The organism is Ralstonia psammae (assembly GCF_958405935.1).
GTDB classification, from domain to species: Bacteria; Pseudomonadota; Gammaproteobacteria; order Burkholderiales; family Burkholderiaceae; genus Ralstonia; species Ralstonia psammae.
In genome coordinates this window covers 267,539-292,951 of the sequence record NZ_CATZBU010000003.1, presented here as the reverse complement: position 1 = coordinate 292,951, position 25,413 = coordinate 267,539, and the positions used below count along the sequence as shown (strand labels likewise).

Annotated in this window: 22 protein-coding genes; 14 read left to right on the top strand and 8 right to left on the bottom strand. The window is 65.1% G+C overall.

Annotated features, from left to right (window positions below):
* The first annotated feature begins 398 nt into the window (after positions 1 to 398).
* Entirely contained in the window at positions 399 to 545 is a 147-nt protein-coding gene (locus R2N16_RS08045; protein ID WP_316665112.1) for a hypothetical protein, read from the top strand.
* A gap of 144 nt (positions 546 to 689) precedes the next feature.
* Here the strand turns inward: R2N16_RS08045 and R2N16_RS08040 are convergent, their stop codons facing one another.
* Positions 690 to 1,316 carry an FMN-dependent NADH-azoreductase gene (locus R2N16_RS08040; RefSeq protein ID WP_316665111.1) on the bottom strand — a complete coding sequence of 209 codons (627 nt, stop codon included), beginning with the start codon at positions 1,314 to 1,316 and terminating at the stop codon, positions 690 to 692.
* 126 nt (positions 1,317 to 1,442) lie between these two features.
* On the opposite strand from R2N16_RS08040, the gene R2N16_RS08035 reads away from it, so the two are divergent.
* Positions 1,443 to 2,390, top strand: coding sequence for a LysR family transcriptional regulator (locus R2N16_RS08035; RefSeq protein ID WP_316665110.1), 948 nt, complete (start codon positions 1,443 to 1,445; stop codon positions 2,388 to 2,390).
* A gap of 90 nt (positions 2,391 to 2,480) precedes the next feature.
* Complete coding sequence (locus R2N16_RS08030) at positions 2,481 to 4,061, top strand: MDR family MFS transporter (RefSeq protein WP_316665109.1); 1,581 nt, start codon at positions 2,481 to 2,483, stop codon at positions 4,059 to 4,061.
* Between the two features lie 11 nt (positions 4,062 to 4,072).
* Here R2N16_RS08030 and R2N16_RS08025 read toward each other — a convergent pair whose 3' ends face one another.
* Positions 4,073 to 4,969: an oxygenase MpaB family protein gene (locus R2N16_RS08025; RefSeq protein ID WP_316665108.1), complete on the bottom strand. Its 897-nt coding sequence runs from the start codon at positions 4,967 to 4,969 to the stop codon at positions 4,073 to 4,075.
* 188 nt (positions 4,970 to 5,157) lie between these two features.
* Here R2N16_RS08025 and R2N16_RS08020 point away from each other — a divergent pair, with 188 nt between their 5' ends.
* Positions 5,158 to 6,084, top strand: coding sequence for a hypothetical protein (locus R2N16_RS08020; RefSeq protein ID WP_428984101.1), 927 nt, complete (start codon positions 5,158 to 5,160; stop codon positions 6,082 to 6,084).
* 4 nt (positions 6,085 to 6,088) lie between these two features.
* Here R2N16_RS08020 and R2N16_RS08015 read toward each other — a convergent pair whose 3' ends face one another.
* Positions 6,089 to 6,520, bottom strand: coding sequence for a PGDYG domain-containing protein (locus tag R2N16_RS08015; protein WP_316665107.1), 432 nt, complete (start codon positions 6,518 to 6,520; stop codon positions 6,089 to 6,091).
* A gap of 131 nt (positions 6,521 to 6,651) precedes the next feature.
* On the opposite strand from R2N16_RS08015, the gene R2N16_RS08010 reads away from it, so the two are divergent.
* Complete coding sequence (locus R2N16_RS08010) at positions 6,652 to 7,071, top strand: membrane dipeptidase (RefSeq protein WP_316665106.1); 420 nt, start codon at positions 6,652 to 6,654, stop codon at positions 7,069 to 7,071.
* A gap of 65 nt (positions 7,072 to 7,136) precedes the next feature.
* Here the strand turns inward: R2N16_RS08010 and R2N16_RS08005 are convergent, their stop codons facing one another.
* Positions 7,137 to 9,239 (bottom strand): hypothetical protein, encoded by a 2,103-nt coding sequence (locus R2N16_RS08005; RefSeq protein WP_316665105.1) that lies wholly within the window; start codon positions 9,237 to 9,239, stop codon positions 7,137 to 7,139.
* 244 nt (positions 9,240 to 9,483) lie between these two features.
* Between R2N16_RS08005 and R2N16_RS08000 the strand changes: the two genes are divergently transcribed.
* Positions 9,484 to 10,602: a helix-turn-helix transcriptional regulator gene (locus tag R2N16_RS08000; RefSeq protein ID WP_316665104.1), complete on the top strand. Its 1,119-nt coding sequence runs from the start codon at positions 9,484 to 9,486 to the stop codon at positions 10,600 to 10,602.
* 7 nt (positions 10,603 to 10,609) lie between these two features.
* On the opposite strand, the gene R2N16_RS07995 is transcribed toward R2N16_RS08000, so the two are convergent.
* From R2N16_RS07995 to R2N16_RS07980, 4 genes are all read right to left on the bottom strand, one after another.
* Positions 10,610 to 10,915 carry an NIPSNAP family protein gene (locus tag R2N16_RS07995; RefSeq protein WP_316665103.1) on the bottom strand — a complete coding sequence of 102 codons (306 nt, stop codon included), beginning with the start codon at positions 10,913 to 10,915 and terminating at the stop codon, positions 10,610 to 10,612.
* A gap of 62 nt (positions 10,916 to 10,977) precedes the next feature.
* A complete protein-coding gene (locus tag R2N16_RS07990; protein ID WP_316665102.1) occupies positions 10,978 to 12,009 on the bottom strand; it encodes a cytochrome d ubiquinol oxidase subunit II in 1,032 nt (343 codons plus the stop codon).
* A complete protein-coding gene (locus R2N16_RS07985; RefSeq protein ID WP_316665101.1) occupies positions 12,006 to 13,379 on the bottom strand; it encodes a cytochrome ubiquinol oxidase subunit I in 1,374 nt (457 codons plus the stop codon). The genes R2N16_RS07990 and R2N16_RS07985 overlap by 4 nt, the downstream gene beginning before the upstream one ends.
* A gap of 19 nt (positions 13,380 to 13,398) precedes the next feature.
* A complete protein-coding gene (locus tag R2N16_RS07980; protein ID WP_316665100.1) occupies positions 13,399 to 13,959 on the bottom strand; it encodes a GbsR/MarR family transcriptional regulator in 561 nt (186 codons plus the stop codon).
* A gap of 433 nt (positions 13,960 to 14,392) precedes the next feature.
* On the opposite strand from R2N16_RS07980, the gene R2N16_RS07975 reads away from it, so the two are divergent.
* From R2N16_RS07975 to R2N16_RS07940, 8 genes are all read left to right on the top strand, one after another.
* Entirely contained in the window at positions 14,393 to 15,937 is a 1,545-nt protein-coding gene (locus R2N16_RS07975; RefSeq protein WP_316665099.1) for a methyl-accepting chemotaxis protein, read from the top strand.
* A gap of 110 nt (positions 15,938 to 16,047) precedes the next feature.
* Positions 16,048 to 16,302, top strand: a complete 255-nt coding sequence (locus tag R2N16_RS07970; protein ID WP_065854483.1) for a GlsB/YeaQ/YmgE family stress response membrane protein — start codon at positions 16,048 to 16,050, stop codon at positions 16,300 to 16,302.
* Positions 16,303 to 16,463: 161 nt separating this feature from the next.
* On the top strand, positions 16,464 to 16,754 hold the full coding sequence (locus tag R2N16_RS07965) for a hypothetical protein (protein WP_316665098.1): 291 nt from the start codon (positions 16,464 to 16,466) through the stop codon (positions 16,752 to 16,754).
* A gap of 397 nt (positions 16,755 to 17,151) precedes the next feature.
* Positions 17,152 to 18,474, top strand: coding sequence for an MFS transporter (locus R2N16_RS07960; RefSeq protein ID WP_316665097.1), 1,323 nt, complete (start codon positions 17,152 to 17,154; stop codon positions 18,472 to 18,474).
* 12 nt (positions 18,475 to 18,486) lie between these two features.
* Entirely contained in the window at positions 18,487 to 21,042 is a 2,556-nt protein-coding gene (gene nirB, locus R2N16_RS07955) for a nitrite reductase large subunit NirB (RefSeq protein ID WP_316665096.1), read from the top strand.
* A 14-nt stretch (positions 21,043 to 21,056) separates the two neighbouring features.
* Entirely contained in the window at positions 21,057 to 21,395 is a 339-nt protein-coding gene (gene nirD / locus R2N16_RS07950; RefSeq protein ID WP_316665095.1) for a nitrite reductase small subunit NirD, read from the top strand.
* The gene (locus R2N16_RS07945; RefSeq protein ID WP_316665094.1) at positions 21,392 to 22,624 is read left to right on the top strand and encodes an NAD(P)/FAD-dependent oxidoreductase; all 1,233 of its coding nucleotides are present in this window, start codon (positions 21,392 to 21,394) and stop codon (positions 22,622 to 22,624) included. The genes nirD and R2N16_RS07945 overlap by 4 nt, the downstream gene beginning before the upstream one ends.
* Positions 22,625 to 22,655: 31 nt before the next feature.
* Positions 22,656 to 25,409, top strand: coding sequence for a molybdopterin-dependent oxidoreductase (locus R2N16_RS07940; RefSeq protein ID WP_316665093.1), 2,754 nt, complete (start codon positions 22,656 to 22,658; stop codon positions 25,407 to 25,409).
* The last annotated feature ends 4 nt before the right edge of the window (positions 25,410 to 25,413 follow it).

The following is a 25,413-nucleotide window of genomic DNA, read 5'->3' as shown; positions in this document are numbered from 1 at the left end:
ACGCCACGCAACCGCGCTTTACCGTTTGTAAGAAAAACTGTGATGCTCAGGCCGGTAATCGACGGCGGGCCCCACGTTGGCAACGCCCGCACCGGGGCCGCCGTAATTTGCCGTTACCTTTGCGGCGAGACCGTGGAGCGGATCGGGCGTGTTCGGGCACTGTCAGTGCAGCGCCACAATGTTCTACGAACTTATCGTCACACTATTGACAGATCATCGAGATAGGCGGGAAATACAACAAACGGCGAACGCTGGGCTTCAAGTTTGAACGCACAGCGCCGATAGCCGTTCATATAGATGCCAGGGCGTCTCGGCCCAGTCGAGACAGCACTGCGGGGACTATGCGATGCGCGCGCCACCCAACTGTGCGCATCGGCAACACATCGGGGGGATGCATCATGACGAATTTTCTGGAATCCACTATCGCCTGGGCTGCACCGTGCCTGATTGCTACTGCGATCGTCGTGCCGGTCATGTGGAGCAAGCTGCGTACGCGCCGTGTGCTCGAAGCGATGCACGAAGCACGCGAACAGCGCGACGAGTGACCTGCCGGTCGGCCATCTGCGCCGATCCCACCTGCTTGTCACGTCAATAGAAAACGAAAACGGGCGCCGCATCGCTGCTGGCGCCCGTTTGGCATTCTGCGAGGCGGAGTGCGGCGCGTCCCGTTGCACCGCAATCCTGTTCGCTCAGGCTGCCATGGCCTGGCTTACAACGTCGCGCATGGCGGCGTGTGCGGCTTCCAAGGCTTGCGTGCGGGCGTCCGGGCCCATCGCCAGGCGCTCTGCGCGCACGAACTGCACGTCGGTAATGCCGAAGAAGCCGAACACGGTCTTCAGATAAGCCTCCTGGAAATCCATGGCGGCGGCCGGGCCGGCGGAGTACATGCCGCCGCGCGTCGACGCAACGATCACCTTCTTGCCACCGGCCAAGCCGACCGGGCCGGTTTCCGTGTACTTGAACGTACGGCCGGCTTGGGCCACACGGTCGACCCAGGCCTTGAGCTGGCTCGGCACCGAGAAGTTGTACATCGGCGCGCCCACCACGATCACGTCGCTGGCGAGCAACTCGTTCACGAGTGCTTCCGAACGGGCGTGCTCGGCCCGGGTGGCTTCATCAAAATCATCGGCGCCAGTGGCGCGAAAGCCGGCAGCAATGGCGCCGTCCAGATGGGGAATCGCTTCGACCGACAGGTCTCGGCGGACGACCGTGGCGCTGGGGTTTTCGCGACGCAGCTCGTCAACAATGGCGGCGCTCAAGAGGCGGGAGGCCGAAGCGTCGCCGAGGATGCTGGAATCAATGTGAAGGACTTGCATGGTGTCTCTCCAGGAAAAGGTGGGTTGCTGGAAAGATAGTGCGATGCAGCGAGTTCCAGTAGTGGGTTGAATCGATACACATCGTTCTATGGGTGAGACAATGCGCCCGTGCTTTGGAGAACGGCCATGGAAGACCTGAACGACCTCGTCCTGTTTGCCAGTGTGGTGACGCACGGCAGTTTTTCCGGCGCTGCGCGGGCGCTGGGGATTCCCAAGTCGCGCGTGAGCCGCCGCGTGGCGGACCTGGAAACGCGCCTGGGTGTGCGGTTGCTCCAGCGCTCGACGCGGGCTGTGCATGTGACGGACGTGGGTTCAGCGTTCTTTACGCATTGCGAATCGATGACGCAGGCCGCCCGCGCCGCCTTCGAGGTGGCCGAGCACGCCGGCGAAAAACCGTCCGGCCGCTTGCGCGTGAGCTGCCCGGTGGGCGTGGCGCACGTGTTCATCGCGCCCGTGCTGTCGAAATTCCTGCGCGCGCAGCCCGAGGTGCGGCTGGAGCTGGACGTGACGAACCGCCGTGTCGACGTGATCGGTGAAGGCTACGACGTGGCGCTGCGCGTGCGCTCGACGCTGGACGACTCCAACCTGGTCGTGCGCAGCTTTGGCGTGAGCGCCCAGGTGCTGGTGGCCAGCCCGTCGTTTGTCGCCGAGCATGGTCCCTTCAAGACGCCGGAGTCGATGCGCGGCGTGATGGGCGTGGGCTTTGATGGCGCGGCCGGCGAGCGGACGCGTTGGCGCCTGACCGCTCCGGAAGGCGGCGCGGTCGATATCGAATACACCCCCGCGCTGGTGACGGACGACTTGTACCTGATGGGGCAGACGGCGCTGGCCGGCGTCGGTGTGGCGCAACTGCCGTTCAACCTGTGCGCGGAGCCGGTTGAAGACGGCCGACTGATCGTGCTGCTGCCGGAATACCGCTTGCCGGTGCACCAGTTTCACGCGGTGTTTCCGTCGCGCCGGGGGCTGGTGCCGGCCGTGCGCGCGTTCATTGAATTCCTGGCCGAAGAGTTGCCCGGTATGACGGCAAATGTCAGCCGCTGTTATGAGGATATCGTCCGGCAACCCGATCGTTGACTCTGCAACGAACGCGAATCGGCAGTATCATCGACGGCTTCGCTTTCCCCTTTGGCGCGCGTGCCTTGACCGGCATTCACGCACAGTCCCATGTCCTCCCGCCCCAGCATCGAACCGCCCAAGCCAGACACGCCCACTGCGCCCGTCGCGTCGGTGTCCAGCCCGCTGGATACGCTACCGGTAGCCGAAATTCCGGTGATGGCGGTGATGGGCGGACTGATGCTCGCCATTTTGCTGGGCGCGCTGGAGCAGACGATCGTTGCCGTGGCGTTGCCTGTGATCGCGGGCGAATTCAACGGCTTTGCGCTGATGGCGTGGTTGGTGTCGGCGTATCTGGTGGCGTCTACGGTCGTGACGCCCATCTACGGCAAGTTGAGTGACCTCTACGGCCGCCGCGCCATGCTGACGACGGCCATCGTTCTGTTCGTGCTGGCCTCGGTGGCGTGTGCACTGGCGACCAGCATGCCGATGCTGCTGTTTGCGCGCGTGCTGCAGGGGCTGGGCGGCGGCGGCCTGATCTCGGTATCGCAGGCCACGATTGCCGATGTGGTGCCGCTGCGTGAGCGCGGCCGCTACCAGGGGTATGTGAGCGGCATGTGGGCCATGGCCAGCCTCGCTGGCCCCGTGATCGGCGGCTATCTGACGCATTACCTGTCGTGGCGCTGGATTTTCTGGATCAACCTGCCCCTGGGCATCGTCGCGCTGCTGGTCGTGCGTCGCACGCTGCGGCATCTGCCGGTGGCGCACCAGCGTCGCCCCATCGACGTACCGGGCGTGGTGCTGTTTGCCGGGGGGCTGACCGCGCTGTTGTTGATGATTACCCGTGTGGGGCAGGGCACGCCGCTCACGCAGCCTGAAAACCTCGGCCTGCTGGCGGGGGCGGTGCTGCTGCTGGGGGCGTTCGTCTGGCAAGAGAACCGTGCCGTCGAGCCGATCATTCCGCTGTCGATGTTCCGGGTGCGCACGGTCACGATCTGTTGCCTGGCACTGTTCTTGTGCTTCTTCCAACTGATTGCCACGTCGGTGCTGATGCCGCTGCGCTTTCAGATGGTGGCGGGTGCCAGCCCCGATGCCGCCGCGTTGCGCCTCGTGCCGCTCACACTGTCGATTCCGCTTGGCGCCTTCATTGCCGGCAAGTGGATGACGCACAGCGGCCGCTACAAGCCGCTGATGCTGATGGGCGCATGCGTGGTGCCGTTTGCCGTGGCATCGCTGGGTTTGCTGGACCCGCACAGCGTGTTGGCACTGACCCTGGCGATGATCGTGCTTGGCCTGGCGATCGGCGTGCAGTTCCCGACCGGCCTTGTCGCCACGCAAAACGCGGTGCCGCCGCAGACGGTGGGTCTGGCCACGGCGCTTACCGCTTTCTCGCGCCTGCTGGGCGGCGCGGTGGGTGTGGCGGTGCTGACGTCTGTGCTGATTGCGCTGCTGCGTCAGGCTGCGCCCGAAGCGCAAATTGCGGCCGGTGGCGACGTGCTGATGGACCTCTTCCACGCAGCGCTTGCCAGTAACGGTGCCGATGCCCAAGCCCTGCAGCGCGCGGGCGAAAGCGCCTTCCGGCATCTGTTCTTCTTTGCTGCTGCGGTTTCGGTGATCTCGCCGCTGCTGATCATGCGGCTGGAAGAGAAGGCGCTGCGCGGCAAGGTGTCGCTCGCCGAAGCCATCGAGTAATGCTGGACGCGCTAGCCTGTGGCAGGGGCCAGCGCACGCCGTCGAGCGCGGTGCGCCACGCTGCCCTCGTGTAGCGCCCAGCGCAGCGTGGGTGCCACGGTGCGCATGGCTGCCGACGCAAAGGCCGCCTGCAGCGGCGGCTGCTTGAGATCGAGCATCTGTCTTGCCCACGGCGGCAGCAACTGGATACCCGCATCCAGGAACAGGCGTACCGCCGGGCGCAACCCCGGACGCGGCGCCTGCCACGTCATCAACACCTCCACCACGGTGCGCGTGCGGTCGCTGCTGACCAGCTCGGCGCGCATCGCATTCAGATAGGTCTGGACGGCCGCCCGCGATTTCGGCACGTTGCGCGCACCCAGCATCTCGGCCACCAGCGCGGTCTCTTCAAAGTAACGATCCTGCTGCGCGCCGCTCAGGTTGCCATCCACGTAGCGCAGATAGCCCGCCAGGAAGCTCGACATCTCGGCGACGTGCACCCAGGTGAGCAGGTCCGGGTCGTTGGCCGAATACGGCCGCCCGTCGGGCGCGATGCCTTGCACGCGATCGTGGATGGTTTTCACGCGGTCGATGAGCGCCAGCGCATCGTGCCGGCTGCCATACGTGGTACCGGCCACGAACTGCGCGGTGCGGCCCAGGCGCCCTTGCAGGTCTTCGCGAAAGTTGGAGTGATCCCACACGCCGGCCAGCGCACGCGGATGCAGCGCCTGCAGCAGCAGCGCGCTGACGCCGCCGGCCATCATCGCCGGAAAATCGGCATGCACCTTCCAGCAGACCGCATCGGGGCCGAACAGGCCCGGGTCGCCCGGCGGAGAGGCAATGTCGAGGGTGAGGCTGCCGGTGGCACGCGTCAGGCCGCGGACCTGGCTGGCGATGCGTTCACGAATTGCGACGAGTGGCGAGGGCATGGTGCCGGAGGTGCCCGGAGGCACGAGGCGAAGAAGCGTCCATTTTACCGACCCGCACCCGGGCACACGGTGCCCGCCATGAGGACAGAACGTCGCATGGCCGATGTGCACCTGCAGGACCATTTGTTGCGAGAGCGTTGGCGTTAGCGCCTCCTAGAATGAAGAGCAATTCCACGAGAACGCCGTCTATGACCTTGCACCGACATACCGCCTGGCTGCGTCCAGTTACCCTGCTTGCCTTGATGGCCACGATGGCCGGCCTATGCCTGAGCCCGGGCTCCCACGCGGCAGACGACGCGCAGGGCCTGCGCGACAAATACCAGAGCGTGGCGCCGCAATTGGCTGATAACCCATTCCACCGTCCGCTGGTGCTGGAATCCACCGAGACGCCCACCATGCTCAAGGGCGACATCTACAGCGTGGTCGATTACCCGTTCGCCACCGTGAACAGCGCGTTGAGTGACGCGACACAAGGCCCCGGCAACTGGTGCGACGTGCTGATCCTGCATCTGAACATCAAGTATTGCCACGCCGTGCCCGGCGCCAAGGGCCCCGTGCTCGACGTGAACCTCGGCCGCAAGGTCGAGCAGACCCTGTCCAGCAGCTATCGGCTGGAGTTCAACTACCGCCCGGTTGCCAGCAATGCAGACTACTTTCGCGTGGAACTGAATGCCGAGTCCGGCCCGTTCAGCACGAAGGACTACCGCATCACGCTGGAGGCCATTCCTGCACCGGCGGGCGGCAACCACACCTTCCTGCATCTGACGTATTCGTACGGATACGGCACAGCGGGCCGGCTGGCGATGCGCACGTATCTGGGCACGGTCGGCAGCGACAAGGTGGGTTTTACGAAGACGGCAGAGTCGTCAGCCGCCGCACCGGAATACGTGGGCGGTGTGCGCGGCCTGCTCGAGCGCAACACGATGCGTTACTACCTCGCAATCGACGCCTATTTGAAAGCGTTGTCAGCGCCGCCGGACAAGCGTTTGCAGCAGCGGCTGAACACGTGGTTCAACGCCACCGAGCAGTATCCGCGCCAGTTGCATGAAGTGGAACGGCAGGACTACCTGCAGATGAAGCACCACGAAGCCGAGCGCCAGCAGACGGCTCAGTAGCGATTCAGGCGGGCCGGTAGACCTTGGCGAAGCGCTGCGCCTGCACGACGCCGTAGTCGCCGGGGGCGTATTGGAGCACCCAATCACCGGCTTGGCCGTGCAGCACATCGCCGGCTTCGGAGCGCGCCATCGAGAACGCTTCGCTCATCTGCTTGGCGAGCACCACGCTCGGGCAATTGCGATAAGCGCCGGCCTGACCATGCGTGAGTGACGCATCGGCGGGGACGTACTTGGCATCGAAACGCCCGCGCGAGACCACCCAGCGGTCGCCAGTTGAACCGGTGATCAGCGCATCGCCGGGTGCGTAGCGGTTGGGGCCTTCCAGGCTCATCAGCGCGCCGGCTTCGGCGGCAAAGTCGACGTGGACGGTCTCGTCCTTGACGAAAGGGCGGGCGGCGGGGTCCGTGCGCAGGTCGACGTGTTGCAGGGTGGGCATGAGGGGGCGCAAAGGCGATGAAGGCGAGGTCGGGCGAAAGGCCGTAAGCGTAGCGCAAATGGTCCGGCTACAGCGTGGTGGGATTGCCGTTGCGGTCGCGTTCGAACACCTTGTGGCGTTTCAGGCAATCCATGAGCCAGGGACCGGCCCGCCCGATTGTGCGCGCGGCGGCCACGACCACCAAACCGCTGGTGCTGTCGCACACGGCGCTGTCGGGGGCGCCCAGGGCGCGCAGCCGGTTGATTTCAGCAGACCATGCACGCGCGGCGGCGGACACCGGCGGTGTGATTGGCGTGTGGCCCAATGCGGCGGATTTTCCCAACCTCGATGCCATGGCGATGGGCATCAAGCGCATGGCCGACGTGGTGGGCGTGGCGCACGTGGGGCTGGGCACCGACCTGCTTGGCTTTATCCGGCCGCCGGTGTTCACCAGTTATGCGCAGTTGCCGGCGCTGGCCCGGGCCCTGCTGAAAGCGGGGTTCACGTCCGTGGAAGTTGGCCAGATTCTGGGCGGTAACTACCGGCGCGTGTTTGAGGCGACAGTGGTTTGATCGGGGCCCGCAAGGTATGACGCCTTGCGGGCCCGATCATCGCTCTTCCCCGTGTGCCCTGCTTGTTAGCGGTCGTACTCGACCGCCGTTGTGAAGTTCAGATCCTGCGGGTCTGCCCACGACATATTCGTGAACGACATGTCTTGTGCGCCCGACCAGCCCGTCACCGCCGGGAAGGCCACACCCTGGTCGCCCGCGACGTTGACGGTGAGCGTGGTGCCCGGCGCGGCCGGTGAGGCACGGCCGACACCATTCACGAACACCGTCGGCTGGCCCGACGCCGTGGAGCGGATCTGGACGTTGACGCGTTTCACGAACGGCACGCCCGCCTTGGTCGTCCACGTGACGGGCAGCGTGGGGCCGCCTGCGAACGTCGATGCCGTGCCCGGGGTGAGGATGTCGCGCGTGGTTTGCGAGATGTCCTGCCAGGTGTACTGGCGCAGCGCCTCGGGCGAGGGCGACGGTGTGCGCAACCGCACCGTGTAGGTCTTGGACGGCAGGCTGGTGACCCCGCCCTGATAGATGGCGATCGTGTAGGCGCTGAACGGCGTGATGGTCGCCAGCTCCGATGCCGTCAGTTGCGGCTTGGCCCATGCCGTGTTGTTGCGCGGTGCATCGCCGGGCCACGTGAAACTCCCCTGATTGGCCGGGTCTTGTGCCGCGCCTGCCAGGCGGAAGTTATTGCGGCAGGCGCTTTGCTTGGCCAGCAGGGCAAGCTGCGCTGGGGTCTGGCTTGCGCCGACCTGGGCGCGGATGTTCAGCGTGTCGCACGTGCCCGAAGACGGCTGCAGGAACACGCCATTGCGCAGGCCCGGGCCGGTAACAATCGCAAAGTCGACCGGCGTGCCGGAGGCGTCCACGATGCCCACCTGCATGTTGATCGAATCGACAAACGCATTGGTGCCCGTCATTGCGGTGGCGCTGTTCAGCCAGTCCCACTTCTGCGCGTTGGCGTTGACCTTCGAGAGCACGGCGCGCTGGTTGCCGACGATACGCCAGCCGTTGTCGCCGCTGGTGCGCGAGGCGGCTTGCACCGCCACTTGCACGTGCTGCTGCATGCCGTCGCGAAGGCCGTCGGCGCGGGTCCAGGCGAGCTTGACCCACAGCGTGTCGCCGCTGCTGGACGCCACGCGGATGATCTCCGGCAGGCTGAAGCTGGCGTTGTTCATCGCGTCGTCGGCAAACAGGCCCGGCGTGCCCCCGCCCGATGCGGGGCCGAATTCCTGCTCGGCGGTCATGCCGTTGTTCAGGTAGGCCGACGGCACCCCGTTGATGCGCGCGCCGTTGGTCACGTCATCCACGAAGATCTGGCCGCAGGCGGGCACGCTGCCGCCCGTGCGTCCGGTGCCCGTGGAGCCGGCAAAGCATTGGTTGAGCGCCGTTTGCAACGCAGCCAGATCGGAGGCGGTTGGCAGGTTGGAGACGGGGTTGCCATTGATGGTCGCCACGCTCGGCAGGCTGGCCTTGTCGCTGGCCTGGGGCGCTACGCCCGGCGAGAGCTGCAATTGCGCAGGCGTATCGCTCGATGCGCCGGCCACGGAGCTGATCTGCACGCTGCCGTCCGGCAGCACGTTCACCTTCACCTGATCGAGCAGGCGGTCGAGGCCCGGTGCGCCTGCGGTCAGCGGGCCCGAGATGAGATCCACCCCGGTGTTGCCGGTGGCGGCCAGCAGGTCGGCCAGCGCGGCGGCATAGGCGGCCACAGTACTGGAGACGGTTTGCGCGGTCACCTTGCTTTGCAGCAGGCCCGTGTTGCCCAGGAGCTTGCTCGGGTTGTCGCCCACGATGGTGGCGGCGATGGCGTTGGTGATGGGCGTGATGTTGATCGTCTGCGTGCCGGCACTGGCGGACAGCGCAATCAGCGTGGCTTGGGAGTCGGCAACGTTGCCAGAAGCCGACAGCACGAACGGCGCGGTCAGGCCTGTCACCGCGCACTGGAATGCCCCGGTGGTGGCGTTGGCCGGGCAGTCGACCGACTTGCCGGACGCGTCCATCAGCGTGACCGTGGCGCCTTGCATGGCCGCGCCCGTGGCGGCGACGCCGCTGACCGTCTGTGCTGCCGGAACGTTGGGGCCGGGCGATGTGCTGGCGCTGCTGCCGGAATCGCCGCCGCCGCAAGCCGACAGGGCAAGGGTGGCCAGTGCGATTGCAATGGGGGTGAGTTTCATGGGTCCTCCGCTGGATCGTGGGTGCGCCGTGCATGCGGCGCCGTTATTCGGCAGGGAGATTCTCGAAGGGCACCCCAAGCGCCCGCATCATTCATTTGGAGGAAAGCGTCGCCAAATGAACGATGTTGATCGGCGCCCGCACGTGCTACGTTTGCGCGCATAACATGTCCGCTGCCACTTTGTTTTTGCCGAGTGAGTACGGCGGGCTTCATGGCCAGACAGCCATCCTTCGGGGGAGGGAAGCGTGCTCAAAGACCAGCTCATCGGTGATCTGTACGAAGCTGCGGTGACGCAGGATGGTTTCCTGGAAGTGTTTCACGACGTCACCGAAGCGCTAGGCGCCAACGTGTTCCACATGTTCAGTTGGGACCCCGTTCGCAACGCGCCTAATCTTTCGACTTACTCCCCAGGAAGGGGGTGGGACGACATCATTGCCCGCTACGACCAGTACTACGGCGCGCTCGATCCGCGCCGTGAGCATGTCGAACGTACCGCTCTGGGTGAATTTGCCTTCTGCCAGGACTATGTGTCCGATGCCTACGTCGAGCGCAGCGAGTTCTACCAGGACTATCAACTACCGTCGGGCTTTCGCTACCTGATGGGCGTGCGCCTGGCGCGCCCCGGCGGCAGCGACATCCTGCTCGGCATGCTGCGCGCGAACGGCCGCACCCCGTTCTCTGATGAGGAGCGCGCCACGGCTGCCGGCATGACCGGCCATCTGCAGCGCACCATCAATCTCTGGCAGGACACGCGCGTGTTGCATCGCGACGCGGCGCTTGGCACGGAGTTGATGGAGCAGCTTGGCCTGGCCGTGTTCGCGCTCGGGCGGGACCAGCGCGTGTTGTTTGCCAACGCCCAGGCCGAAGCGCTGTTGCGTGCATCGACTTGCCTGCGTTTGGAGCACGCCCGATTGAGTGCCACGTTTGCCGCCGACAACGATGGCCTGCAAGCCGCGCTGGCGCGGGTGGCGAAGTCACGCAAGGGCGAGAGCTTTGCCGTGCGTCCGGCACTCGGGGCGCCGCACGAAATCTTCCTCGGCATTTCGCAATTGCCGGCCCACGCCGCGCATGCTGCGTTCGGCGATGCGGCCATGCTGATCACGGCGCGCCGCAAGGGCGATGCCGCACCGGTGACGGCCATGCAGTTGCGCCAGGCGTTCGGTTTGTCAGCGGCGGAGGCGGCGGTGGGTGAGGCGTTGATTGCCGGCAAGACGCCCGACGAATACGCGGCCAACGCCAACGTCGCCATGTCGACCGTGCGCTCGCAGCTGCGCGCCATCTTCGACAAGACCTGCACGCGCTCGCAGGCGGAAGCCGTGGGCGCGATGCTCTGGGTACTGTCGCAGCGCAGGCCGCAGGGCTAGACGGGCGTCACGAAAGTACCGGGCGGAAGAAGCTGCGTTCGTAGCTGACAAAGCAGCCGGTCTCGTCCGCATACTGGAAGGCGGCGATGCAATCCGGGTCGTTTTTCGACCGTTCCCGATAGACCTCATATGCAGCCAGGCTGGGGAACGAGAACAAGGCCAACGCTACATTGCTGGCGCCTTCAGACGGGAGGAAGTAGCCGTGGTGCTTGCCGCCAAACTTCTCGACCAGTGGGATCCACATCTTTCCGTAGGTCTCGAATTCCTGGAGCCGGGCCGGGTTGATGATGTACCGGAGGTAGCAGGTGATCATGTCGTGTGCGGGCGGGTGGGTGAGCCGATGAGCCTAAACGCCCGCCCGCCGCTGAGTCAATCTCAGTAGTACCGCAGTTCCGTCGCCTTGCCGTGGAATACCTTGTATGAGTAGATCGTGTAGCCGACGATGGTCGGCAGCACGATGGCCACGCCCACCAGCATGAACTCAAGCGATTCAGGCGCGCTGGCGGCTTGCCAGATGTCGAGCCGGTCCACCACAAGATACGGGAAGAGGCTGTAGGCCAGGCCATTGAAGGCCAGCAGGAAGATGGCGCCGGTGCCGACGAACGGCGCCCAGATCAGGTGTTCATCCCTCTTGGCAATCTGCTGTGGCAGGCGGCGCAGCACCCAGTCGATCAGCAGGAACAGCACGATTGTTACCAGCGGCACGGGCGCCAGCAGGATGATGTTCGGCAACGCAAACCACTTGTCGAACACGCGCGTGCTGACCCAGGGCGTAGCCAGCGATACGGCGGCCACGCCCAGCGCTGTAAACCACAGGCTGCCGCGTGCCCACTGCACCGCGCGCAACTGCAGCGCGCCTTCGGTCTTCATGATGAGCCACGTGGCGCCCAGCAACAGGTAGCCTGCAATCAGCCCGCCCGCTGTGCAGATCGCAAAGACGACGTTGGCTGCGTCGTACTGGAAGCCCGTGATGTACAGCCCGAGCATCAGGCCCTGCGCCGCGGTGGCAATGACGGAGCCCGCGTAGAAGGCGCGGTTCCACCATGGCTTGTGATGCGCACGGGCCTTGACGCGAAAGTCGAATGCCACGCCCCGCAGGATCAGCCCGAACAGCATCAGCGCGACCGGCAAATACAGCGCACCCAGGATCTCGCCATGCGCGGCGGGAAACGCCACCAGCAACAGCCCGACCCCGAGCACGAGCCAGGTTTCGTTGGCGTCCCAGAACGGGCCGATGGAGGCGATCATGATGTCCTTCTCGGCGTCGTCCGCGCGGCGCAGCAGGATGCCGACGCCCAGGTCGTAGCCGTCGAGGACGACGTAGGCCAGCACGGCAATCCCCATCAGGGCCATGAAGACCACCGGCAGCCAGCCGGCGGGTTGGGTGAGGTCAGGGATGGTGCTCATACGTGGCTCGCGGCGGGCGCGGAAAATTGAGGGATGTGCTTGCCGGGGATGTCGGCGTCAGTCGGGTCGATGGCGCCGCCGGCTTTGCGGGCCAGATAGAACACCACGCCGATGTAGGAGGCGATGAGGAACGCGTACAGCGCGAGGTACATCGCCAGCGTGCTGCCGATCATCCGGGCGGGCACGGACGATGCGGCCTGGGCGGTGGTCAGCACGCCGTAGACCAGCCACGGCTGGCGACCGATTTCCGTAACGTACCAGCCGGCAACCACGGCCACCCAGCCGGAGAACGTCATGGCGACGAGGGCGCGCGCCAGCCAGTTCGGCAGCTCGCCATCACGGCGAAGGCGCCACGCGCTTGTCCACGACACCGCCAGCATCAGCAGCCCCACGCCCACCATCAGGCGGAAGGCGAAGAACACCGGCAGCACGGGCGGATGCTGGTCGAACCGATCGAGCCCCCGCACCTCGCCATCGAGCGAATGCGTGAGATACAGCGATGCGACCTTCGGTACCGCGATCTCGTAGCGGTTGCTGCGCGTGGCTGCATCTGGAATGCCGAACAGCACGGCGGGCACGCCACGTTCGGTCTGCCAGATGCCTTCCATCGCGGCCAGCTTGGCCGGTTGGTGCTCCAGCGTGTTCAGGCCGTGCGCGTCGCCGGCAGCAATCTGCAGCGGGATCAGCATGGCGGCCAGCGCCACGCCGGTCTTGAGCGTCGCACGCACATCGCCACCGCGGTCGTTGCGCAGCCAGCGGTAGGCAGACAACCCTGCCAGCAGGAACGAAACCGTCAGACCCGAGGCCAACAGCATGTGCGTGAACCGGTATGGAAACGACGGGTTGAAGATGATCGCCAGCCAGCTTTGCGGATGTGCGCGGCCGTCGATCATCACGTAGCCGGCGGGTGTCTGCATCCACGAGTTGAGCGCGATGATCCAGAACACCGAGATGGTCGTGCCCAACGCGACCAGGAACGTCGCGAATGTATGGATGCGCGGGCTCACACGGCCCGTGCCGAACAGCATGATCCCGAGAAAGCTGGCCTCCAGAAAGAACGCGGTCAGCACTTCATACGCCAGCAGCGGCCCGGCGATATTGCCGACGGTGTTCATATAGCCCGGCCAGTTCGTGCCGAACTGGAAGCTCATCGTCACGCCAGATACCACGCCCAGCGCGAACGTCAATGCAAAGACTTTCACCCAAAGGCGATATGCGGCCATCCAGGCCTCGTCACCTGTCTTGCGATAGCGCAGCTTGAAGAACAGCAGCACCCACGCGAGCGCGATGCTGATGGTGGGAAAGAGGATGTGGAACGTGATGTTGGCGCCGAATTGGATGCGCGCCAGGACAACGGGATCGAGGGACATGGTCTTTCTTCAGGCGGGGCTACTTCGATTTGCCGCCAACGACAACGGCAAGCTTGTTCTTCATTTCCAGCAGCTTGTGCACCTTGGCACCCATCTTCATGAGCTGCTGCAACGATTCGGCGTCCAGCTTCTGCACGTCCTCAAACCAGTTGGTCATGAGCATGATGAGCTGGTACATCTCTTTCATGCGTGCTTGCGCGTGGCGGTCATCCGGATCTGTGGGGGATTCGATCATCACGTCGCGCAGCAGTGAGAGCGTGGGGTCGATCTCGCGCTTGCGGCGCTCTTCGGCCAGCGTGCGGAAGATGGTCCAGATATCGTCGGGGGCGGAAAAGTATTCGCGCCGGTCGCCCGGCTTGTGCGACAGCCGCACGAGCTTCCACGACTCCAACTCCTTGAGGCCGATGCTCACATTCGAGCGGGAGAAGCCGAGCGCCTCGGCGATCTCGTCCGCGTTGATCGGCTCGCGCGCCGCGTAGAGCAGCGCGTAGATTTGCCCCACGGTGCGATTGATGCCCCAGCGGCTGCCCATCTCGCCGAAATGCAGAACGAAGCGCTGTTTCAAGGGAGAGAGTTGCATTGTTTTGATTTTTCTCAATTTTCAGGAATTTCTGAAAGTTTAGCTGCCCCGTCCAGCCGTGCAATGTGACGCGCTGTCGCGGGGGAGCACGGCGGCTTGCCCTGATCCCGAGCGGCTTTTATGTGATTTTTATTCACAAGAACGCGTGTGGCGTCTTATTATTTCGTTTTATCTCGAGTTACTCGCGCAAAAATTAACGCAAATGAGGGATTAGCGGATGCGGCGTAATGCAGTAATCCGCTGCCGCTTCGCGACAAGACCGGGCAGGTAGGGACGCTGCAGATAAGAATCATTTCCGTGATGCAGTATCTGCCTGGGCAGGGTGGAGGGGAATAGAGGAGGAGATCGTCGCGACGCCGGGGTTATGTCGGTCTTAATAAAACCGGTTTTATGCCGATTACCCGTTTGCGAAGCAAATCATCAAGGAGATCCCATGCGTGTCAACGAACCTGTTACCCAACGCGAGTACGAGTTTCCGGACAACGCCACGCTGATGTCGACCACCGACACCCAGAGCTACATCGCCTATGCGAATGCGGCGTTTGTGGAGGTCAGTGGTTTTTCCCGCGAAGAGATTGAAGGCCAGCCCCACAACATCGTGCGCCACCCGGACATGCCACCTGAGGCATTTGCCGATATGTGGGCCACGCTCAAGGCGGGGCAGCCGTGGACGGCGCTGGTCAAGAACCGCCGCAAGAATGGCGACCATTATTGGGTGCGCGCCAACGCCACGCCCGTGGTGCGTAACGGCCGGGCCAGCGGCTATATGTCAGTGCGTACCAAGCCCACGCGCGAAGAAATCGCGGCGGCCGAGGCGCTCTATAAGGATTTCCGCTCCGGCCAGGCAGGCAGCCGCAAGTTTCACAAGGGCCTGATCGTGCGAACGGGGTTGATGGCCTGGCGTTCGGTGTTTCAGGTGATGCCGGTGCGCTGGCGCATTCGGCTCACCTTTCTCACATTGCTGCCCGCGCTGCTGGCGCTGGCGTGGGCGTTCGGCCTGTCCGGCGCGGCGCTCGGTGGTTTTGCCGGCGCGTTGCTCGTGGCCCTGGCGCTGGCCTCGTGGTCATTGAAGGTGCAGATCGCCACGCCGCTCGAAAAGCTGCAGGAGCTTGCGCTGAACGTGGCCTCGGGTGAGAGCCGGAAAGTCGCCATTGCAGACCGCGTGGACGAGATCGGCATGACGCTGCGCACGATCAGCCAGCTCGGGCTGATGTTCCGCTGGTTGATCGACGATGTGGCCGAGCAGGTCGTCAACGTGCAATCGGCCAGCCTGGAGATCGCCAAGGGTAACGGCGACATCAACATGCGCACCGAGCAGGCTGCCGCGAGCCTGGAAGAAACCTCCAGCTCCATGACGCAGATGACCGCCACGGTGGCCAGCAATGCCGAGACGGCCGGGCAGGCGAACACGTTATCGAGTGCGGCCACGCAGGCGGCGGTCAACGGCGGCCATGCCATGGAGCAGGTGGTGGCCACCATGAGCGGCATTACGCAGAGTGCCAAGCAGATTGCCGACATCATTGGCGTGATCGACAGCATTGCCTTCCAGACCAACATCCTGGCACTCAACGCGGCCGTGGAGGCCGCGCGCGCCGGTGAACAAGGGCGGGGTTTTGCTGTCGTGGCGGGCGAGGTGCGCGCGCTTGCGCAGCGCAGCGCGGGCGCAGCCAAGGAGATCAAGGCGTTGATCGGCACCAGTGTCGACAAGGTCGAATCGGGCTCGCGGCTGGTGGACGATGCCGGCAAGACCATGGACGACATCGTCGAACAGGTCAAAAAGGTTTCAGCCATGATCGCCGACATCAGCCTGGCGACGGCGCAGCAGACCGACGGCATCACGCAGGTCAGCCAGGCGGTCAACCATCTGGATCAGGTCACGCAGGAGAACGCCACGCTGGTAGGCCAGAGCGCGGCAGCGGCCGAGGGCCTGCGCATTCAGGCCACGCGCCTGGTGGAGGCAGTGAACGTGTTCCGTTGAGCGCTGCAATTGCAAAAACCGCGTGAGCGCCACATCACGATTGTGCTGTCTTCGCCTACTATGCCTGTGCGGTAACGTCTCTCAAAACGGACATTCTTTGGAGCGCGAACATGGCCTCACACGGTTTGATTGCTTGGTTGATCATCGGCGCGGTGGCGGGTTGGCTGGCCGGCATCCTGGTCAAGGGTGGCGGTTTCGGCATCTTCGTCGACATCGTGGTCGGCATCGTCGGTGCGTTCATCGGCGGATGGTTGGCAGGGGTGCTGGGCATCTCGCTGGGCGGCGGCTGGATCGCCTCGATCATCACGGCGGTGATCGGCGCGGTGATCCTGCTGTTCATCATCCGGTTGATCAAGCGCGCATAGCGCGAACCCGCACTCAACCCAAGAACGGCGGTGGATGCGGATGTCATCCAACCGCCGGATTTCAACATCTACCGCATCACCTAGACTGGTTGAACCAAGGGCAGCCGCGCCGCGCCACAAGCGCTGGCGCTGCCGGTACACGCTAACCCAGCGAGGCCACCATGTCTGACCAGCTCACCGCACCGCAAGAACTCTACGAAGGGTTCGAGATTCACGTCGTGCCCAGCCCCACGCGGGCAAACTCCACGCGCTACACCTACACCGGCTACGTGTGCCACCCCGGCGCTGATCCGCAGTTGCCCGGCCATGTCGTGCCCTTTCATGCCGATGGCGACGACACCTTCCGCAGCCCCGAAGAGGCCATGGAGGAAGCCGTGCACGTGGCGCGCAGCATTGTCGACGGCACGCATCCGGATCTGTCGGTGCTGTCGATCGTGACGCACGGCTACTGACGCCGAAACCTGATCCGGTAGCTTTCCTCCTAACCGGTCACCCAGCCGGTCATGCACGTGATGTACCGGTCGCCCTTGGCGGCGACCGGCGCATTTGCTGTGCCGCACCATCCCGACTCGCGCCTGCACCGAAACCGTGCGGTGCGGTGCTCGTGCATGAGGCACGCGCACCGGCCGACTTTGGGGCAATTTCCTGCAAACCGCGATAGCACAAGGCTTTTCGCCCCTGGCACACCTGTTGCGTAGCACCATTGCGCGGGTCAAAGGCGATCCGCGCTCTTCGTGGTGAAGGCCCTGGTGCTCAGGGCTACTTGGACAACGGCGTCCCAGACCCTGGCTAGTGCAGCCGGGCTCTCGGACGCCTTTCTTTTTTTTCGGCCCCTGATTGGGATTCAACATGACCGGCAAAGCCACCCGAATCGACCTGTTCAGCCTGCGTACGCCGCAGATGCGCGCCTTCCATCTGACGTGGCTCGCGTTCTTCGTGTGTTTCTACGCGTGGTTTGCCTGCGCGCCGCTCATGCCGGTGCTCAAGGGCGAGTTCCACCTCACCCCCGGCCAGATCGCCAACATCAACATCGCGGCGGTGGCGGTGACGATCCTGGTGCGGCTGATTGTCGGCCCGCTGTGCGACCGCTTCGGCCCGCGCAAGACCTATACCGGCTTGCTGCTGCTGGGTGCCATCCCGGTGCTGGGCGTGGCGCTCGCGCAAAGCTACGAAACCTTCCTGTTCTTCCGCCTGGCGATCGGCGCGATTGGCGCGAGCTTCGTCATCACGCAGTACCACACGTCGGTCATGTTCGCGCCCAACGTGGTGGGCACCGCCAACGCGGCGGCGGCGGGCTGGGGCAACGCCGGCGGCGGTGTGGCACAAGGCACGATGCCGCTGCTGCTGACCGCCATCGTGATGATGGGCGTGACGCAGAGCCTGGGCTGGCGCCTGGCCATGGTGGTGCCGGGTGTGGCGATGCTGATCGTCGCCGCGCTGTACTGGCGCTATACGCAGGACTGCCCGGAAGGCAACTTCAGTGCGCTGCGCGCCGCCGGCAAGACCATCGAAGGCGGCAAGAAGGGCGGCTGGGGCAGCTTCGTGACGGCCGCCGGCAACTACCGCGTGTGGCTGCTGTTCATCACCTACGGCGCGTGCTTTGGCGTGGAGATCTTCATCCACAACATCGCCGCCACCTACTACGTCGATCACTTTGGCCTGTCGCTGGCGGGTGCGGGCATGGCCGCGGCGAGCTTCGGTTTGCTGGCGCTGTTTGCCCGCGCGCTGGGCGGCATCGTGTCGGACCGGGTTGCAGCCAAGCGCGGGCTCGACGCACGTACCCAACTGCTGTGCGTGCTCATGATTGGTGAGGGCCTTGGCCTGCTGGGTTTTGCGCATGCCGGCAGCGTGACGATTGCGGTTCTGGCCATGCTCGGCTTCGGCCTGTTCACGCACATGGCGTGCGGCGCCACGTATGCGCTGGTGCCGTTCATTGATCGCCGTGCGCTGGGTGGCGTGGCCGGCATCATCGGCGCGGGCGGCAACGCTGGCGCAGTGGCCGCGGGCTTCCTGCTCAAGGGCATGGGCGACACGCAGGCCACGCTGTCCATCCTCGGCGTGCTGGTGGCGCTGTCCGCCATCTGCGCCGTAGCCGTGCGCTTCTCGGCAGAACACAAGGCGCGTGAACAAGCGCTATACGACAACACGCTGGCCGCTGCCGGCAACGCCTAAGAGAGACACACCATGACCATGAAGATCGTCGTCATCGGCCACGGGATGGTGGGCCACAAGTTTCTGGAAAGCCTGCTAAATGCACCGGGCCATCACCTTCAAGTGACGGTACTGTGCGAAGAGCCGCGCCCCGCATACGACCGCGTGCACCTGTCGGAATTCTTCACGGGCAAGACGGCGGAAGACCTCTCGCTCGTGGCCCCGGGCTTCTTTGACCGCGATGACGTGGTGCTCAAGCTCAACGCCCGCGCCACCGCCATCGACACCACCGCCAAAACGGTGACGACCTCCACCGGCGAGGTGCTGCCCTACGAGAAGCTCGTCATCGCGTCGGGCTCGTCGCCGTTTGTGCCGCCGGTGCCCGGCCGCGACCGCAAGGACTGTTTCGTCTATCGCACCATCGAAGACCTCGAAGCGATGACCGAATGCGGCCAGCGCGCCAAGACCGGGGTTGTCATCGGCGGCGGCCTGCTGGGGCTGGAATGCGCCAAGGCCCTGCGCGACATGAACCTGCAAACGCACGTGGTCGAGTTTGCCGGCCGCCTGATGGCCATGCAGGTGGACGATGGCGGCGGCCGCATGCTGCGCCGGAAGATCGAAGACCTCGGCGTAACCGTGCACACGCAAAAGAACACCGCGGAGATCGTCGACGGCGAAACGGCTACGCATCGCCTGAACTTTGCAGACGGCACGCACCTGGAAGCCGACATGGTCGTCTTCTCGGCCGGCATCCGCCCGCGCGATGAACTGGCACGCGCCTGCGGGCTGGAAGTGGGCGAGCGGGGCGGCATCGTCATCGACTCCGAGTGCCGCACCTCCGCGCCGGACGTCTACGCGATTGGCGAATGCGCGCTGTGGGGCGGCAAGGTCTACGGGCTGGTTGCGCCGGGTTACGAGATGGCGCGTATCACCGCCAAGCAAATCCTGGCTGCGGACGATGCGACGGAGTTCAGCGGCGCCGACATGAGCACCAAGCTCAAGCTGATGGGCGTGGACGTCGCCAGCCTGGGCGATGCGCAGGGCGTGACGCCGGGCAGCCGCAGCGTGCAGTTCACCGACGAGCGCAAGCAGATCTACAAGAAGCTGGTCGTGTCGGAAGACGGCAAGTACCTGCTGGGCGGTGTGCTGGTGGGTGATGCAGCGGAGTACGGCACGCTGCTGCAGATGATGCTCAACCGCATCGAGCTGCCAGAGGCGCCCGAATTCCTGATCCTGCCGCAGGCCGATGGCAATGCGCGCCCCGCGCTGGGCGTGGATGCGCTGCCGGATAGCGCGCAGATCTGCTCATGCAACGACGTGTCGAAGGGCGCGCTGTGCCAAGCCGTGTGTGCGGGCGCCACCACCGTGGGTGCGCTCAAGGATGCGACCAAGGCCGGCACCTCTTGCGGCGGCTGCGTGCCGCTCATGACACAGGTGATGAAGGCCGAGATGAAGAAGCAGGGCCTGGCCGTCAACAACCACATCTGCGAGCACTTTCCGTACTCGCGTCAGGAGCTGTATCACCTGGTGCGTGTGGGCCGCATCCAATCGTTCGAGGCGCTTCTGGAGGCGCACGGCAGCGGTATGGGTTGCGACATCTGCAAGCCGGCCGTGGCGAGCATCCTCGCTTCGTGCTGGAACGACTTCGTGCTCAAGAAGGAGCACGCCGGCCTGCAGGATTCCAACGACTACTTCCTCGCCAACATCCAGAAGGATGGGACGTACTCCGTGGTGCCGCGCATGCCGGGCGGCGAGGTCACGGCAGATGGCCTGATCGCCGTGGGCCAGGTCGCCAAGAAATACGGCCTGTACACCAAGATCACCGGCGGCCAGCGTGTCGACCTGTTCGGCGCGCGCCTGGAGCAACTGCCGCTGATCTGGGAAGAACTGATTGCGGCTGGCTTTGAATCGGGCCATGCGTATGGCAAATCGCTGCGCACCGTGAAGTCGTGCGTGGGCTCCACATGGTGCCGTTATGGCGTGGGCGATTCGGTGGGTTTTGCAGTGGCGCTGGAGAACCGCTACAAGGGCCTGCGCTCGCCGCACAAGCTCAAGTTTGGCGTCTCGGGCTGCACGCGCGAATGTGCAGAAGCACAAGGCAAGGATGTCGGCATCATCGCTACCGAGAAGGGCTGGAACCTGTATGTGTGCGGCAATGGTGGCATGAAGCCCCGCCACGCCGAACTGCTGGCAGCCGACCTCGACCAGGAAACGCTCATCAAGTATGTCGACCGCTTCCTGATGTTCTACGTGCGCACGGCCGACCGCCTGCAACGCACCAGCACATGGCGCGACAACCTGGAAGGCGGCCTCGACTACCTGAAGGACGTGGTGATCAACGACAAGCTGGGCATCGTGGCGGAACTCGAAGCCGAGATGCAGCACGTGGTCGACACCTATCAAGACGAGTGGAAGACCGCCGTGACCAACCCCGAGGTGCGCAAGCGCTTCCGCCACTTCGTCAACAGCGAGGCGAAGGACGCGAATGTCGTCTTCGTTGAGGAGCGCGGCCAGATCCGCCCCGCCACGGTCGAGGAGCGTGCCAAGACGCGGCCCGTGCGCATTCCTGTTGTTGCTGAAGCGGCTTGATAGAGGAGCACGTCATGCAAGCATCCCGTTGGACCCCGATCTGTGCCCTGGAAGACATCGTTCCCAACACCGGCGTCTGCGCGCTGGTGGGCGGTGATCAGGTTGCCGTGTTCCGCGTGGGCGGCAACACCCCGACAAGCGTGTACGCCATCGGCAACTACGATCCGAATTCCGACGCTGCCGTGCTCTCGCGCGGGCTGGTCGGCAACCTGGGCGAGCGCATCGTCGTTGCCTCACCGATCTACAAGCAGCACTTCGACCTGACCACGGGCGAGTGTCTGGAAGCGCCGGCCAACTCTGTGCACGCGTACGCGACCAAGGTTGAAGACGGCAAGGTCTGGGTAGCGGTATGAACGCCACGACCGTGCGACCCAAGCTCGTCGTCATCGGCAACGGCATGGCCGGTATGCGCACGGTCGAAGAGTTGCTCAAGCTGGCGCCTGACCTGTACGACGTCACCGTGTTTGGCGAAGAGCCGCACGGCAACTACAACCGCATCCTGCTCTCGCCCGTGCTGGCGGGCGAGAAGCAGGTTGACGACATCATGCTCAACACGCGTGAGTGGTACGAGCAGAACCACATCACGCTGCATGCGGGCGACCCGGTGGTCGCCATCGACCGGCCGCGCCGCACGCTGCGCTCGCGCGACGGCGTGGAGGTGCGCTACGACCGCCTGCTGATCGCCACCGGCTCGCGGCCGTTCATCCTGCCGGTGCCGGGGCACCTGCTGCCCGGCGTGATCGCCTTCCGCGACATTCAGGACGTGGAGACGATGCTGGAGGCCGCCCGCAACCATCGGCACGCGGTCGTCATCGGCGGTGGTCTGCTGGGGCTGGAAGCCGCCAATGGCCTGATGCGCCAGGGCATGGACGTGACCGTTGTGCATCTGCCCGACAGCCTGATGGAGCGCCAGCTCGACAAGCCGGCCGCCAAGCTGTTGCAGAAGGCGCTGGAAGCCAAGGGCCTGCGATTCCTGCTGGGTGCGCACACGGCGGAGCTGCTTGGCACCGACCGCGTGACCGCTGTGCGGTTCAAAGACGGCACCGAGATTCCCGCCGACCTCGTCGTCATGACTGCCGGCGTACGCCCGAACATCGAGCTTGCCAAGGCGGCCGGCCTGCATTGCGAACGCGCCATCATCGTCGATGACACGCTGCAGACCTACGACCCGCGCATCTACGCCGTGGGCGAATGCGTTCAGCATCGCAGTGCAACGTTCGGGCTCGTCGCGCCCATCTGGGACCAGGCCCGCGTGTGCGCCGCGCACCTGGCCGGCGCCGGTCACCGCCGCTATGTCCAACAGGCCACGGCGACCAAGCTGAAGGTCACGGGCGTAGACTTGTATTCCGCTGGCGATTTCATCGGCGGCGACGGCACCGAAGACATCGTGCTGCGCGACCCGCGCCGCGGCGTCTACAAGCGCCTTGTGCTGAAGGAAGACCGCATCGTCGGTGCGGTGCTGTATGGCGACGTGGCCGATGGCCCGTGGTACTTCGACATGATCCAGCGCCAGACCCCCATCACACCCATTCGCCAGCGCCTGTTGTTTGGCCGCGCGCTGTGCGAGGTAGAAGCCGCCTGATCTCTGATCTGCCTGAACCGAAGGCCATCTCATGACGATGACGACCATCCCCATCCACCCTGCAACCAACGCGGTGCGCACCACCTGCCCGTACTGCGGCGTCGGCTGCGGTGTGCTGGCGACCCCGCAGGCGGATGGCAGCGTCGGTATTGCGGGTGATCCGGCGCACCCGTCCAACGCGGGGCGCCTGTGCGTGAAGGGCTCGGCGCTGGGCGAGACGGTCAGCCTGGATGGCCGGCTGCTATACCCGGCCATGCGCGAGCGCTCGCATGACGCGGACGCCTCGCAGTTGGCCAAACCGGCGCCATTGCAACGCGTCTCGTGGGACACCGCGCTCGACGCCGTCGCGCAAGGCTTTCGCCGCATTGCCGAAGAGCACGGCCCGGATTCTGTCGCGCTCTACGTCTCCGGCCAGTTGCTGTCCGAGGACTACTACGTCGCCAACAAGCTGATGAAGGGCTTTATCGGCACGGCCAACATCGATACCAACTCGCGGCTGTGCATGTCGTCGGCGGTGGCGGGGCACAAGCGCGCGTTCGGCGAAGACCTCGTGCCCGTCTGCTATGACGATCTGGAAACGGCCGATCTCATCGTGCTGGTGGGCTCCAACACGGCGTGGTGCCACCCGATCCTGTTCCAGCGCATCGTGCGCGCCAAGGAAGCGCGGCCCGAGATGAAGGTGGTGGTGGTTGACCCGCGCCACACGGCCACGTGCGAGCTGGCCGATCTGCATCTGCCCATCAAGCCCGGCACGGATGTGTGGCTGTTCAATGGCCTGCTGTCGTTCCTCTCGCGGCGCGGCGTGGTGGACAGGAACTTCGTCACGCTGCACACCAACGGCCCAGACGCCGCACTGGAAGCCGCCGGCACCGAGAGCAATGACGTCGAAGCCGTCGCCAAGGCCTGCAAGCTCAAGCTCGACGATCTGCTCACGTTCTACAGCTGGTTTGCCGATACCGAGCGCACCATCACCGCGTTCTCGATGGGCGTCAACCAATCGACGGCGGGTACGGACAAGGTCAACAGCATCATCAATTGCCATTTGCTCACGGGGCGTATCGGCCGCGCGGGCATGGGGCCGTTTTCGATTACCGGCCAGCCGAATGCGATGGGCGGCCGCGAGGTGGGCGGCTTGGCCAACATGCTGGCCGCGCACATGGAGCTGAATGAGCCATCGCATCGCAAGCTCGTGCAGACGTTCTGGGGCGCGCCGCGCATGGCCGACAAGGTGGGCCTCAAGGCGGTCGATCTCTTCAACGCCATTGAAGACGGGCGCGTGAAGGCCGTGTGGATCATGGGCACCAACCCCGTGGTCAGCCTGCCCGATGCGGACCAGGCGCGCCGTGCGCTGGCCAAGTGCGAACTCGTCGTCGCCTCCGACATCGTTGAAGCCACCGACACCACCGTACTGGCCGACATCGTGCTGCCCGCGCTCGGCTGGGGCGAGAAAGACGGCACGGTGACGAACTCCGAGCGCCGCATCTCGCGCCAGCGCGCCTTTCTGCCGGCACCCGGCGAGGCCCGCGCCGACTGGGACATCATCGCCGACGTCGCCCGCCGCATGGGTTACGACGGCTTCGATTTCAAGAGCCCGCGCGATGTGTTCGACGAACACGCACGCCTGTCGGCCTACGCCAACGATGCGAGCGGCATCCGCCGCGCTTTCCACCTCGGTGGTCTGACGGGGCTCGACACCGATGCGTACGACGGCATGTCGCCCGTGCAATGGCCCATCGCAACGTCGGGCAACAGCGAAGCGCGCCTCTTCAGCGATGGCCGCTTTGCGCACCCCGATGGCCGTGCGCGTTTCGTGCCGACGGCTGCCCGCGCGCCGGCGCATGCGGCGGATGGCGAGTATCCGCTCATCCTCAACACCGGCCGCGTACGTGACCAATGGCACACCATGACGCGCACTGGGCGTGCGCCCAGGCTCGCGGATCACGTGCCCGAACCGTTCGTCGACCTGCACCCGCACGATGCGCTGCTGGCCGGCGTGCGCGAAGGCACCCTGGCGCGCGTATCGTCGCGCTGGGGCAGTGTGGTGGCGCGTGTGCGCATGACGGGCGGCATCGCGCGTGGCAGCGTGTTCGTACCGATCCACTGGAACGGCCAGTTTGCTTCCGATGCGCGCGTGGGTGCGGTCGTTAATCCGGTCGTCGACCCGGTGTCCGGCGAACCCGAGTTCAAGCACACGCCAGTGATGGTCGAGCCGTTTGATGTGGCGTGGCACGGTTTCGTGCTCTCGCGCCGCGCACTCGACACCGACGATGCAACCTGGTGGACGCGCATTCAGGGCAAGCAGTTCGTGCGCTATGAGCTGGCTGGCCGCCAACAGCTTGGTTCCGTACACGATTGGGCGCGCACGTTGCTCGGCGTGAGCGACCCGCATGCCGACTGGCTCGAATACGAAGACGCCACCGCGCGGGTCTACCGCGCCGTGCACGTGGTGGACGACCGCATCGAAGCCTGCGTTTTTCTCTCGCCGCGTCCGGACCTGCCATCGCGCAACTGGCTGGCGGGCCTGTTCGCACAAGAACGCCTGGAAGACCTCGATCGCGCGGGCGTGCTGCTTGGCCAGCCGATCGAAGCCGGCGTCGACGTGGGTCCGACCGTCTGCTCGTGCTTTGGCGTGGGCCGCAACACCATCTGCGATGCCATCCGCACCAAGGGCCTGCAATCCACTGGCGAGATCACGGCCTGCCTGAAGGCGGGCGGCAATTGCGGCTCATGCGTGCCGGAACTCAAGCGGCTGCTGGTGGAGGCGCGCGTGCAGCAGGCGGCATGACCTG

Excerpts from the sequence above, each read along its gene's own strand:
- R2N16_RS07940 (WP_316665093.1), top strand. The coding sequence starts at position 22,656 with ATGACGATGACGACCATCCCCATCCACCCTGCAACCAACGCGGTGCGC.
- R2N16_RS07980 (WP_316665100.1), bottom strand. The coding sequence starts at position 13,959 with ATGCAACTCTCTCCCTTGAAACAGCGCTTCGTTCTGCATTTCGGCGAG.
- R2N16_RS08045 (WP_316665112.1), top strand. The coding sequence starts at position 399 with ATGACGAATTTTCTGGAATCCACTATCGCCTGGGCTGCACCGTGCCTG.
- R2N16_RS08030 (WP_316665109.1), top strand. The coding sequence starts at position 2,481 with ATGTCCTCCCGCCCCAGCATCGAACCGCCCAAGCCAGACACGCCCACT.
- R2N16_RS08005 (WP_316665105.1), bottom strand. The coding sequence starts at position 9,239 with ATGAAACTCACCCCCATTGCAATCGCACTGGCCACCCTTGCCCTGTCG.
- R2N16_RS08040 (WP_316665111.1), bottom strand. The coding sequence starts at position 1,316 with ATGCAAGTCCTTCACATTGATTCCAGCATCCTCGGCGACGCTTCGGCC.
- nirB (WP_316665096.1), top strand. The coding sequence starts at position 18,487 with ATGACCATGAAGATCGTCGTCATCGGCCACGGGATGGTGGGCCACAAG.
- R2N16_RS07995 (WP_316665103.1), bottom strand. The coding sequence starts at position 10,915 with ATGATCACCTGCTACCTCCGGTACATCATCAACCCGGCCCGGCTCCAG.
- R2N16_RS07975 (WP_316665099.1), top strand. The coding sequence starts at position 14,393 with ATGCGTGTCAACGAACCTGTTACCCAACGCGAGTACGAGTTTCCGGAC.
- R2N16_RS07970 (WP_065854483.1), top strand. The coding sequence starts at position 16,048 with ATGGCCTCACACGGTTTGATTGCTTGGTTGATCATCGGCGCGGTGGCG.
- R2N16_RS08015 (WP_316665107.1), bottom strand. The coding sequence starts at position 6,520 with ATGCCCACCCTGCAACACGTCGACCTGCGCACGGACCCCGCCGCCCGC.
- R2N16_RS07945 (WP_316665094.1), top strand. The coding sequence starts at position 21,392 with ATGAACGCCACGACCGTGCGACCCAAGCTCGTCGTCATCGGCAACGGC.
- R2N16_RS08025 (WP_316665108.1), bottom strand. The coding sequence starts at position 4,969 with ATGCCCTCGCCACTCGTCGCAATTCGTGAACGCATCGCCAGCCAGGTC.
- nirD (WP_316665095.1), top strand. The coding sequence starts at position 21,057 with ATGCAAGCATCCCGTTGGACCCCGATCTGTGCCCTGGAAGACATCGTT.
- R2N16_RS07965 (WP_316665098.1), top strand. The coding sequence starts at position 16,464 with ATGTCTGACCAGCTCACCGCACCGCAAGAACTCTACGAAGGGTTCGAG.
- R2N16_RS07990 (WP_316665102.1), bottom strand. The coding sequence starts at position 12,009 with ATGAGCACCATCCCTGACCTCACCCAACCCGCCGGCTGGCTGCCGGTG.
- R2N16_RS08010 (WP_316665106.1), top strand. The coding sequence starts at position 6,652 with ATGAGCCAGGGACCGGCCCGCCCGATTGTGCGCGCGGCGGCCACGACC.
- R2N16_RS07985 (WP_316665101.1), bottom strand. The coding sequence starts at position 13,379 with ATGTCCCTCGATCCCGTTGTCCTGGCGCGCATCCAATTCGGCGCCAAC.
- R2N16_RS07960 (WP_316665097.1), top strand. The coding sequence starts at position 17,152 with ATGACCGGCAAAGCCACCCGAATCGACCTGTTCAGCCTGCGTACGCCG.
- R2N16_RS08020 (WP_428984101.1), top strand. The coding sequence starts at position 5,158 with ATGACCTTGCACCGACATACCGCCTGGCTGCGTCCAGTTACCCTGCTT.
- R2N16_RS08035 (WP_316665110.1), top strand. The coding sequence starts at position 1,443 with ATGGAAGACCTGAACGACCTCGTCCTGTTTGCCAGTGTGGTGACGCAC.